The organism is Paenibacillus sp. MAH-35, assembly GCF_058135425.1.
The window spans coordinates 60,363-73,054 of record NZ_JBYUPU010000036.1; the positions used below are offsets into that span (position 1 = coordinate 60,363).

A 12,692-nucleotide genomic window follows, 5' to 3' on the forward strand; every position below is an offset into this window, starting at 1 on the left:
CGAACAAAGAAGATATGTACGGCAATATTGAGCAAGTGTATTGCGAAGGAGGAAAACAAGAAACTTATGGTGGGGTACTGATGTACGAGTTTCCTTCTTGTACAGAGGATTTGGAATTTCCCGCAAATCGTACACAAGCTTTTTATGATAGTTCTGGGAAATATTACGATGATAATTATTTAACAGTAACCAGTTTTAATAAGCCAACGGTAGAAAAGGATGTTCTAATTGATGGACCTGAGAACACTAAAGGGAGATCTGAAAGCGAAACATCAACAAACCCTATTAGTAATGCCCGACTCGTTCAGAAGGATCCTAATAACGTTAATAGTTTCTATATCCAGTATTCACAAAGCTTTATGGGATACCCGAATGATGGAGCGGCCCCACCTAGCACCGCCATCAAAGACCCCGGCGCTCCGGGAGCCAGGATGATGGCCTATTTTGCGGCTTTTACCTTCGACTTGGAGGGCCGAACGTATCAGCACCCAACCTACATCACCGTCACCTATGAGGACAACGTTCTCCCGGAGCCCGACATTGCGGATATTAAAGTGACCGCCGCACAGAGCTGTATCCTGGTCGGCGTCAACATGAGCTTTTACGTCAGTTTGACGAATCACGGAGCCCCATACTCCGGGTCGTTTAATGCTAAGGTAAGCGTGGACGGCACCGTCATCAAGACGATTCCGTTTAACGGCATCGCGAACGGGGAAGTGAAGAAAGACGAGTTCCTGTACAAGTTCACGGCAGCCGGATCGAAAACATTCACCGTAACGGTCGATACACTGCCCGGAGAGAAGAATACCGGGAACAACTCCAAGACGTTCTCCTTCGAAGGCAAAGCATCCTGCAGCGACCCCGGTCCCGATCCGGAGCCCAATGACGGTCCGGAAGTGATCACAGGCGACTTTATGTTTGCATACCCGTCTCCGGTCGAGTACGGAAAAAGCCAAGTATACCGGCCGCTGGACGTATCGGTGAAAGGGAAGAAAGACGGAAACGTATGTATCTTGGCTCAATTGCTTTGGACCTCGACTCAAGGGAGCAAGGTCCATACGGAAGATGCAGGATCTAACATTTATTCAGGGGGGATCAGCGGGCCGCCATACCCGGCTGGCATCGGAGGTGGAATCGTAAATGTTACGATGAAGATAACGTCATCTTGCGGCTCGACCAAGGTTGTCACCAAGTCATTCGAAATCGTCGTTCCATCGGGCAACAGTCCACCCGTGTTCTTCCCAGGCTGGTTTGCAGGCGGCAACAGCTTTGCCTTTCCCTCGATCAGCCAAGTTGTAGTCGGCAGTTATGTCGATCTCGGCATCATCCATAATCCGATGGACGATCCGCCTACTCCTTACGATCCGGAAGGCGACGGTATTATCTACTATTTCGATTTCAAAAACACGACCAGCACTTGGCTGAAACAGCTGTACGAAGATCGGGGATTTTGGTCGTACGACGAGCATTTCCGGATGCTGAAAGCGGACGTGCTCGGGTCTCATTCCATCAACGTTTGCGCTCAGGACGTTCGCGGCGCGGACGCCGGATGCAAGACGACAACACTGAATGTTGTTCCTCCGGAACCGATTCCGGTCATAACAGGAGGAGATAACGCCGTTGAAGGCCGTCCGATCCCGGTCCCGTTCAGCTGCGCGAACAGTTATACGCCATTTGGAGAGATAACAAGCTGTATTTGGGGTGGAGACAAGCGTACGATGTATCCGGAATCCGGCTACTACACGGTGTACCTCGACGTGTTTAATAGCGCGGGGCTGAAAAACTTGCCGGAGCATCAGGCGTCGAAGACGATTTATGTCAGACCCGACTTGCCGCCTGTTCCGGACTTGGATAACCCCGGCATCGGCATTCGCAACGTGGCACTCCATTTCAGGGAGAAATCGTACAGCCCGGATGACGATCCGATGTTCATCTCCAAAGTGAGTTTGATGTACGACAGCAACAATGACGGTTCTTTTAGCGACGAGGCGATAGAGCCGGTCGAGCTGGATACCGGTCGAAAGTTTAGCTTGACACCGACGAAGGTCGGGAAGTATGCGATTCGGGTATTCGCCCAAGAGTCAGTAGGGTACAAAAAGTCGGCGACGAAAGACTTTTACTTTGAAGTGATCAATGAAGCGCCGGAAGCGCCGTTCTATGTCAAAGGATCGGATTTCCAACCGCCGCAGGTTGAATCCAAGGCATTCAGTCCGGAAACGCTGCTATACGATCCGAGCTGGACCGCTTCTTCGATCTCGATGGCCGCAAAACCGAAGGAGTACAACATCAACAGCAGCGAGAACGCGCTGGAAGTGCCGGGCACACCGATTTCGCAAGGGTTAGCTCCAACAAACAGCAATATCACCAGCAAAGTGCTGACTTGGGGTTGCGGAGATTCGCTTTATGGTAACTGTTGGGGCCTTGGCTCCATGTTGAAGCCGTATGTATTTACCGGTTCCAATGCGAACGGCTGGCTGAACCTGAACAGCACGGCATCGACCATATCCCGAACACAGGCGATGCAAAATCATAGTTCGGAAAGTATATGGCCCAACAGCTACGTCGTGACCCCCAATTTTGAAACCGGCCGGGTGATGTTCCGTTCCAACAATCGATGTACCTGTAATACGTACGGCTACTATTATCACACCTATGTATTTAATATTTCGGACGTCGAAAACGCAGCCTTCCGGGCGCAAGGAGGAGGGACACCGGCATTACCGACACCGCTGTACTTTAGAGAATATTTCGTATCGTTTAACACGCCGAATTACGATAAAGTGCTGCCACCGGACCCGCCAACAAATATTTGGACCTATCCGGCAGCCAAGCCGATGTACGAGATTGGTCCTGTATCACGAATGGAAGGGCTGCCTGTCGTGACGGATCAAGTCGTTCAGCGTGTGAAGTCTTATGCCAATAGCCGTAGTTACGGCACAGACTACAACGGAAATCCGTATGTGTATGCTTGTTATTTAGACAATGACAATAACACGAATTGGCAATTTCCCTACGCTTGCGATTTACAAAAGAAAGACCAGAACGGCAATCTGCTCTGGACCATACCGAAAATAAGACGGCTGTATCGGCATGATGCGCAAATTCAGAACGGAGCGGTCGAGTATGTGACTGCCGATAACAATAAGGCAATCATTAGTGTTCCAAATGCCTCCGGCGGCGAACGCCTCAAAGTATTTGATAACAACACAGGAGCTTTACTCTACGAGTTCTCGCAGCCTGGTTACGGCTCACCGAGTCAATTTGTAACCGTACATGACAAAATCATTTATTGGACCACCACAATTAAAAGCGCAGATGACGATGTTGTCAACTACTACAACTACATGAACATTTTAGATCTGAACACCTTTTCTACCGTCTCGGTGTTGGCCGGAGAGTCGCGCTATTACAATGAAGATGCCTATTTCATATATGGCGGCCTCATGCTACCAGCAACCGTAACGGCGGACGGCAAGATTTTATTTACCAACCATATCGGCCTTCAAGTGTACGATCTGAACGGAAACAAGCTTACGGAATATACGAAACCAAGCAATATATATGGATTCACAGATCGCGCCCCACTGGTTATGGAAGACGGAACGGTCGTAATCGAATTCCGGTATGATTCCGGTTCGACCTTCTGGGCCTGGGTGGTTAAAACGGATGTCGATCCACATACGGCAGATTTGTACAATTTCGGTCAGTTGAGCAACCCGAATGAAACGCTGGACAACGGCGAAGTAGCTGCAGGCTTTAAACTCAATCATGAGAACTTTGCGAATACCGTTTCTTTCGGATTATCGGCCCGGATGGTCGATCACCGGAACATGTACAGACTGGAGGTAACGGACGAGAAATCCAAAATCGTCAAAATCGTAGACGGCGTGAAAACGACGCTGCAGGAAGTCTCTTACCCGATTAGTAAAGGTAACTATTACGATGTGAAGTTGAAACTCAGTGGGGATCGCCTGAAAGGGTATGTAGGCGGCGTGCCTCTCCTGGATGTAACGGATTCGACGTTCTCTAGTGGCATGATGGGACCCTATTCAGAAGTGGCGCATGTCATGATCAAAGGTTTCCATTATACGAAATACATCGGAAACGAAGGCAGCACGAAGAACACGGCCATTGTAGGCGCTCCCGTGGAATATGTGATCAGCTATTTCGACTTGGAGAACGATCCGGCCATAACCGACTGGAGCCGGTGGACGTTCGATCATGTCGAACCGAACAAGTTTTTGGATGTCGGCGACGGCTACTCCGGGCTATCCGCGTTTCACGGTCAAATGGTGACATCGCCGCATCTGATCATGGATAAAGTCGGTCGGTACAAAGTTTCCTATCAGGTTCCCGACGATCCGTCACCTGCCGGATACGAGTATCCGAACGGGACGTTCGGCAGCTATCGCAAATATTCCGATCTGCAGACGGAATACGTCATGATCCACCGCCGGCCGATCGCCGTATTCACGGTCGCTCAAAACCCGGATTATACCATTGGCTGGACCGACACGAGCTATGACCCGGACCGCTGGCTGGCGCCGTGGTACTATTCGACGGAAGCGACCGGGATCGACTATGCGGCCACCCGAGGCGTCATGGAACGACGATACAGTTACACCGATCCGGACGGCATTACCCAATTCGGGAAGCTGACAAGACCGCAGAAGAAAGGAACGTACACAGTGCGATTGTCGGTCAAGGACGAATACGGAGCATGGAGCGATTGGGCCGAGCAAATGATTAACGTATCGCAGCCGGTACCGAATACGCCGCCGACCGTGCTGCTGACGTTCCCAAGCGGTAGCCAGTCCAGTCCGTCTTACGTCAACACGCTGCAGCCGAGGCTGACCTGGAACCAGTACGACATCGATCCGGATACGACGTTCGCTGCGTTCCACTTGATCGTCCGGGACGAGTGGGGGAACGTGATCCGCGATACCGGCATCAAACCGCAAGGGACAACCTCCAATACGGCACAGTGGACGCTGGATACGAGCCTGACAATGGGACAGAAGTACCAGGTTCAGGTAAGGGTGAGCGACGGCAACGATTGGTCGGACTGGTCGAACATTGGATGGCTTGTAACAAATCGGCCGCCTGAGGCTGCGATGATGCATCCGTCCGGATCGCAAGCTCAGCCGACGGTCGTGAGCACGATACGGCCGGTGTTCCAGTGGTCGCAGACGGACCCCGACCCGGGCACCACGTTCCATTACTTCGAGCTGGAAGTGTGGAACGAGGCTAACGATACGCGTCTCCTGACATCGGGACAGCACTGGCAAGGTTCCACTCTATCGGCGGGAACATGGACCGCTGGCAGCGATCTGCCGGCCGGACAGAAGCTTCGCGTACGCGTCAGGGTCCATGACGGTTACGTCTGGTCCGGATGGTCCGCGGATACTTGGCTGTATGTGAATCGGGCGCCGGTCCCGGACTTTGACTGGACCCCAAAGCCGATTTGGGAAGGGGATACCGTTTATTTCAAAAATCTGTCTTCCGATCCCGATGGCGATGTATTGACTTCCCGCTGGGATATTGAAACGCCGGTCGGAGACAGGTTCGTACTGATCTCGACGGACGCCTTGTTCATCTTCTCGGTACCGGGTGTTTACACCGTCACGCTGACCGTTAGCGACGGCTATGAGACTGTCAGCACAACTAAAACGCCAGTTGCCGCGCCGCTGACGATCTTGTCCGATGTCAGCCATACGCCGCAGTGGCGCGACATTCATGAAGCCAAAGGTCACAATACGACAGCCGCGCCCAAAGACTTTTATTCCGGCGAAGTGTTCGTCGTTCAGACCGAAAGCTCCCCGGCGCCCGTGGCCGAAGCGGTTGCCTGGATCGATACGGTGGGGAAGGACGGCGGTCGCCTGTTTGTCAGCGAATTGCTTATTGTGGAGGACGGGTCAAGCACGCGATTCTCCGGACGGCTTTTCGATGAGAGATGGATGTCGGTTACGCAAGGCTTCCCGGAAGCTGAACAGATCGTCCATTTTCGCATCCGTTACCAGAACGGCGTCGTCAAAACGGAGGACATCCCGCTCAGAATCATCGGCAATATCCAGGAAGCGGTCCAGGTTCACCGGAGACAATAATACCAAACGATAATACCAAACGGCCTGAACTCGCGAATGCTTCGCGAGTTCAGGCCGTTTGTCCGTCTTACCGTTACAGATGATAGTTCGCCGGACCAGATGCAGAGAGGCTTCGAACTGGCGGTTCGTTTCTTTACTAGGGACTGCCTACTTCCCCAGCCATCCCTGCTCCCATTACTGCTCATAGCTCCGTAGGATCCATAGCGGGTTGTCCGGCGGGACCCAACGTCAGTTCCCGGAACTGTTCCTTCCACGGCGACAGAGCGGGCAGCCCGTCCAACGTTTCTGCGGCCTTTTGCATAAACAGCGACTGGATTACCTCGGTATACTCGGCGCAACCCGATTCGGCAATGTACGCCATGCATGCTCCCTTGTGCTGCAAAAACTGGTCCCGGGTCATCGCGCCCGAGTAATAGTCCTGGATCGGGGCGAACCTGCCTTCCGTATCGTCCCCGAGCAAGTACAAGATCGGCAGCGTCTTTTTTCGGTGCAGCAGGTCGTTTTTGAGATCGTAACGCAAGACATCCCGCAAATCGTTGGACAGCTGATACACAACCCCGACGTAACCGGCCAGCAGCTCCATCTGCTCGGCGATGTCGTCGCCTGCGGGTGTTGCCCCGTAACCCATGTAATAGGCGAGCTTCAGCAGCATGCACGATTTGTGCTGCACGACAGAGATGTAATCCTGCTCGGTTTCGATATCGTTCGTTAAGTCGCGATACTGTCCGTTTACTGCATGCATGACGATTTGGCTAATCTCACCGGGCTCGGGAAACCGCTCCCCCGGATATTCCGTCTGCAAACGGCCCAACTCTGCGATCGCCCCCACCAGCAGACCCATCACTGCATTCAGCGCCAGCTCGGGCGGGCATTTCATCCAGCTTTTGTCCATATTGTCGCGATCCTGCAAATCGTCGGCGATATCCAGCGCGAGCACGAGCAGCTCCGTCAAAGCCGCCAGTCGGTCGATATGGGGCGAACGTCCGCCATACATGAAGTGGGCAAGCCGCGTCGATTGTCCCCAGCGCGACGTTTCCCCCGCCTTGTCGGAGGCGAACGTCTTCAACAAGGCGTTGAAGTCCGCTACCGGCACGAGCCGGTCGATCGTTTGCTCGATTTCGTTCAACAGGGCCGCCTGCATCGGTTAGGGCTCCTCCGGAAGATCGGCGTACATCGGACTCCGCACAAATTTCTCGATCGCCTGAATGCGGGTGGAGACGCCGAACTTGTCGTATATTTTTTTGAGATAATTGTCTACCGACCGTTTGCTGACATGGATCTGATCGGCGATCTGTTCATGGGTAACGCCTTTGACCAGCAACGACATAATTTGCAGCTCGTCAGCGGACAAGACGACCGTTTCCGTCTCGGCGGGGCGGGGCACCCGGTTCGTTACCCGCATCTGCTGATACAGCGGGAGCGGGATCATCGTATGGTTGTCGAGAATGCAGCGGACGAGGTTCTGGATCGTCGTCTCCCCGGACTCTTTCGAAATGATGCCGCTGACCCCGATCTCGAGCAAGTGGTTGTACAAGTCGGCGACATCGATTCCGGTAAAAATGACGATGTGCGTCTGCGGGTAGCGCCGCTTCACTTTCTCGGCGACCAGACTGCCGTACTGGTCCGGCATATGGTAATCGAGAAACAGCAGCTCCGGCTGATGCTCCTCGACCAGCTCCAGACATTGTTGTCCGTTCGACGCAACTCCTACGACGGTGATGCCTTCCACCTGCTCCAAAATCAGTTTCGTCGCCCGGGCTACAACGGGATGATCGTCCACGACTATCGTCCTGACGGTTCGTTTCATGCAGTCTTTCCCCCTTTCATCGGAAACGAAATACGGATACTGACTCCTTCCCCTTGATGAGCGTCCAGCTCCAGCTGGCCGTTCAGATGAAGAACGCGGCTGCGAAGCTGTTCGATCCCGACTCCGGACGTGCCGATATCCGGCGCCGTCATCTCTTCCGGGTCGAAGCCGACGCCGTCATCCTGGTAATGTAGAACGACTTGTCCGCTTATCGTGGTGAGCCGAAGCGAGATAAAGGAAGCTTCTGAATGCTTCTTCGCGTTATTGATTAATTCCTGCACGATTCGGAAAATATGGCGTTTCGTTTCCAGATCGCGTCGTTCGACCGCAAGCGCGCCTGAGGCGTCGAAGCGGATCTGGAACGGGCTGCTGAACGATTCCCGCTCGATAATTTTTTCGATCGTCCGGATAAGCCCGATTTCCTGCAGCAGGTACGGGTTAAGATCGAAGCAGCTTTGACGCAGGTTCACATTGATGATTTCGATATAATCGACGAGTCCGTGAATCGTCTCCTTGGCGTCGGCCGGAAGTCCCGGCCGTTCCCCAAGCGCCGTCAGCTTGCGCTTCAAGAAGAACAAGTCCTGCATCGTCGTATCGTGCAGATCGGAGGCAATTCGCACCCGCTCCTGTTCCTGCAGCTCGAAGGTCAGTTTGCGGAACCAGTTGAAATCGTACGCCTCTTGCTCGTTCGGCAGCTGGGAGGCGAGCCGGTTCAGCTTTACGGTCAGCTTGCGGATCAAGTAGACGTTCTCCAGACTGACGGCCAAATACGAGATAATGAGACCCAGCCACTGCACTTCCTCCAGACCGAGCTTGGTATTCGACTTTTTCTGGGTCATGATCAGATAGCTCGTATATTCCTCGTGCCGGTTGATTTCGAATTTCATCAGGTTCGGGTGTTCCGATGACGGATCGCTGACTACTATTTTCTCGACTTCCTCCTGATTGATGTCTCCTTCGCGGATCATTTCGATACTGTCGCGATGCCGGAACACGATGGCGCCTCCGTACACCTGCAGCGTATTCACGATATCGCTCAGAAAGAGATCCTTCAGATCGCGGAAGCTGGATATGGACGTCAAGTCTTTCGATATTTTTTTGAGCGCTTCCTGCAAGTAATGTTTACGCGGAAACATCACCCGCTCCAGGCGCGTGTACATGTTCTCGACGGAATATAAAACGAAGGTCAATATAACGAGAACAACGATAAAGGAGAAGAAAAAATATTTAAGGTTGATATAGTCTTGGAAAATCAAGGCGTTGACCAGTACGATAGCTCCGCTCGGCAGCAGCGCGACAATAACGGTGAACAAAAGCCGGCGAAGCACGATATCGATGTCGTATAATTGCTTGGTTAACAATAGATAGGCGAACGAAAGCGGGAAAAAAAGCACAAACCATCCCATATACAGCGAGCTGACCCACTCTACGTTATACAACACAAGCGGGAGAAAGGATAAAGTGACGATCGGAATGAAAGAGATGATCAGCGCAACCCAGACTACTTTTATAATGGTGGATAAATAGGAATTGCTCTTATAATTTTTGATATATAACCCGGCTAGCACGGCGAAACTTAACGAAATCGAAAGGATAAACATAATAATATTGATCATGGAAGTGATGCGTGTCATATAAAACGCTGCGAAGCTTTCGAAAAAAAAGGTGCACCGGAACAGAAAATTGACGGCAACCGATATGTATAAATATTTCAAGTATCCTCTCGGCAAATCCTGATTGCCTTTTTCTTTAAAAAACTCGATTAAGAAATGCAAGAAAACGACCGGTAATAATACGAGAAACGTATTGATTAAGTTTTTGCCAAGCGCGTCTCCGCGTATGGAGGCCCCAAGACTCATAAAAGTGATCCCGATACAGACGAAAACAAGAGCAAGAAGAGTAGCGGATTTGGAAAATTTGATCCGGGAATTAATGAACAGCGCTATGGTAAAGCAGACGATTTCGGCTATGAAGGGCAGCAGCGAATAGGAAAGCGAGTTCGAGACGCCTTCCGTAGTAACGGTGAGCTGATGATGGTTACGTTCGATTATAATTTCATCGACCTGTTCAATCGAGCCCCACTTTTTGATAGGAGGATGTTCGGAGGGAGGAACTCCGTCTACCGAAACGATCGTATCTCCGATTCGGATGTCCAGATGCTGGGATACGCTTTCCGGATCGAGACTTTCTACCACCCATTCACTGCCAGGATTTTTAGCTAAATTAATCCCTATATACGGGTAGCGGAAGGTCAGGTAGGCAAACCAGATTTGAATGCCGATGAGAGCGAGGATGATAATCGGCAGTTTTCGACCCCTCAAAAAAAAAATCATATAATCACCTACAATTTGGTATTTGAACTTCCATAATTTTCTGGTACTATTGGATTAGTAACGGATTATAAAAATAAGGAGGAATATCCTAAGTATGCAAACTTTAACTTGGTCCCCGCAACTGCAACTGACTGTTAGAAACTCGAAAAAAGAAAGCGTTACCGAAAACAAAATGTTGTCGCCGTCCGAGAATGCAGCTGTCCGTACTGTGCTGAATAAAGAAGGACTCAAGGGCAAAGTCCAACAATTGTGGTGGTCCTAAGAGGTGCTATCATTTTAACAAAAAAAAGAGAGGTTGTATATTTTCATATACAGTCTCTCTTTTTTTGCACGTATTTTGTCAGTGCCGCGTTCTATCGATTTCGCTTCTCTATGAAAATCTGCTATCTTCCGCCGTTTACCGGCAACCCCGATTCTTATTCAGGCTCGCCGTCCAGGTCGGGCAGCTGCATCACGTAGTGATCCGACAGCCGGAGCAGCATCAGCGCCCGCTCGTATTCGTCCTCCGTCGCGGAAGGGTCCGGCAAGCCGATCTTCCCGAACGGATACAGGCTGCCGTCGTCATAACCGCTTCCCGGAATAAAGATCGTCTCTTCGTTCATAAACGAACCGGAGGGCAAATAATACCGCTGCGGCAGCAGATTGCCGGTTTGATTCAGCAGATCCTGGCCGAAGTAAATCTGGTCCTGCAGAGGAATGCCCGTCAAGCTCGCGATCGTCGGCAGCAGGTCGACTTGTCCCCCGAGCTTATCGAGCACAGCCGGCTGGGTGATTCCCGGAGCGGCGACGACGAGCGGGATGTTCAGCATATCCGGATACGTATATTCGCGTCCGAGCAGGCCGTTCATCAGCTCTTTTTCCCCTCGCGTCAGCATGTACACCGGCAGTCCGAGATGGTCCCCGTATACGACGATCAGACTGTTCTCCCAGATGCCGCTCGACTGCAACTTGTCGATAAAACGGCCGAGCGCCGCATCCGCGTAATGCTGCGCCAAAATATAGTTGCCCACGAACGTGTCCTTGTAGACGTCGGGAAGAGGGAACTTCCGCTTGTCCGGCGGAATCGTATACGGATGATGCGCGGTCATCGAGATAACTTGGGCGTAAAACGGCTTGTCCTCCTCTTCCTGAACCCGTGCCAGCTCCCGGGCTGTTTTGTCATACAGCACATCGTCGGAGGAACCGAAAAAAACCGGATCGTCTTCGCCGAAAAAGGCTCTGTCGTAATAACGGTCAAACCCGAGAGAACGGTATAATTCGCGCCGGTTCCAAAAGCTGGCGTCGTTCGTATGGAACGTCAGCGAGCTGTACCCGTGCTGCTTCATCAGCTTCGGCAAGCTGGGCAGCTCTTTGCCGGCATACCGCTGCGTCGCAGCCTCCTGGGGCGGGATGTAAAGGGACGTATTCACGACGAATTCGGCGTCGGACGTATTGCCGGGACCTACCTGCTGATAAAAGTTGGAGAAATAGAGATGCTCCCGGGCCAGCCCGTTCAGGACAGGCGTAACCTCCGCGCCGCCGACCTGCAGCCCGATCAGAAAGTTCTGGAACGATTCGAGCTGGATCACGATGACGTTCCGGTGCGACGCGACTCCGGCATATTCGGGCGCCTCCGGGACGAAAGTCCGCTTCAGGGCGTCGATATCGGCTTGTACGACAGGGGGGCCCGAGGCGGCCTGCCGCTCTTGCTTCGTGAGCAGCGTGTAAGCTTCGTAGCCGAGAATGCCCATTTCTTCGGCTTGTTTGAATTCGCTCATGCTCGCCCGGTTCGGCATGATATTGAACAAACAAATAGCCAGCGATACGGCGAACAAAAATGTAGCCGCTTTGCGGTTATGGACGAGCGCAAACAGCTGCATGTTCGGGTTCTTTTTTTTGCTGCGGATCAGCAGCATGCTGAGAACGACGATGTCGAGAAAAATAAACAAATAATAAGGATGCATCAGCGAGAACACGCTGCTTTTGACGGCCGTCACCTGGCCTATCATTTTCAAGGCATGGTAGGTGACGATGACCCCGTAATATTTGTAGTACATGATAACGGCAAAAAAGACGGCTGTAAGCGTAACATTTACGGTCATATACCAGGCGAGCTTCCGCTTGGTCGCCAACATCTCGATTAAACCAAACAGCATCCAAACGAACGGGATTTCGGTCAACAGCGGCGCCCACGACCAGTTGCCCTTGGAGATGACCAGCCAGGTGAGAACGCTTTTGAGCAGCATAATTAAGGAGAAAAAGAAAAAGGGCTTCATCCGCTTCGTCAAATTTTCAGCCTCCGAGCTTTAGTCCGATTCCTTTGAACCTCTCATGACTAGAGTCACGAGATTCTTGGGTAGTCCCTTCTAACGAAGAGAAGTTCACCAAGCTAACCCTGTCGTTCCGACAGTTCGTGTAAGGATTACACAGCAAGAAGTCTTTTGCCTTCGGCAAGAATATTCAGGCTTG

5 protein-coding genes are annotated in these 12,692 nt (G+C 51.9%); 1 reads left to right on the forward strand and 4 read right to left on the reverse strand.

Annotated features, from left to right (window positions below; translation table 11 throughout):
* The first annotated feature begins 431 nt into the window (after positions 1-431).
* A complete protein-coding gene (locus AC3Y2E_RS26985; RefSeq protein WP_379215981.1) occupies positions 432-6,104 on the forward strand; it encodes a PKD domain-containing protein in 5,673 nt (1,890 codons plus the stop codon).
* Between the two features lie 181 nt (positions 6,105-6,285).
* On the opposite strand, the gene AC3Y2E_RS26990 is transcribed toward AC3Y2E_RS26985, so the two are convergent.
* The 4 genes from AC3Y2E_RS26990 to AC3Y2E_RS27005 all read right to left on the reverse strand — a co-directional run bounded on the left by AC3Y2E_RS26990 (position 6,286) and on the right by AC3Y2E_RS27005 (position 12,499).
* Positions 6,286-7,245 (reverse strand): polyprenyl synthetase family protein, encoded by a 960-nt coding sequence (locus AC3Y2E_RS26990; RefSeq protein WP_379215983.1) that lies wholly within the window; start codon positions 7,243-7,245, stop codon positions 6,286-6,288.
* 3 nt (positions 7,246-7,248) lie between these two features.
* Positions 7,249-7,911 (reverse strand): response regulator transcription factor, encoded by a 663-nt coding sequence (locus AC3Y2E_RS26995; RefSeq protein WP_332071712.1) that lies wholly within the window; start codon positions 7,909-7,911, stop codon positions 7,249-7,251.
* Positions 7,908-10,232: an ATP-binding protein gene (locus tag AC3Y2E_RS27000; protein WP_379215985.1), complete on the reverse strand. Its 2,325-nt coding sequence runs from the start codon at positions 10,230-10,232 to the stop codon at positions 7,908-7,910. The genes AC3Y2E_RS26995 and AC3Y2E_RS27000 overlap by 4 nt, the downstream gene beginning before the upstream one ends.
* Before the next feature lie 428 nt (positions 10,233-10,660).
* Positions 10,661-12,499, reverse strand: a complete 1,839-nt coding sequence (locus AC3Y2E_RS27005; RefSeq protein WP_379215992.1) for an LTA synthase family protein — start codon at positions 12,497-12,499, stop codon at positions 10,661-10,663.
* Positions 12,500-12,692 lie beyond the last annotated feature (193 nt).

Bases quoted from the DNA above. Each gene is read 5' to 3' on its own strand.
- AC3Y2E_RS26985 (WP_379215981.1), top strand. From the start codon at position 432: ATGATGGCCTATTTTGCGGCTTTTACCTTCGACTTGGAGGGCCGAACG.
- AC3Y2E_RS26990 (WP_379215983.1), bottom strand. From the start codon at position 7,245: ATGCAGGCGGCCCTGTTGAACGAAATCGAGCAAACGATCGACCGGCTC.
- AC3Y2E_RS26995 (WP_332071712.1), bottom strand. From the start codon at position 7,911: ATGAAACGAACCGTCAGGACGATAGTCGTGGACGATCATCCCGTTGTA.
- AC3Y2E_RS27005 (WP_379215992.1), bottom strand. From the start codon at position 12,499: ATGAAGCCCTTTTTCTTTTTCTCCTTAATTATGCTGCTCAAAAGCGTT.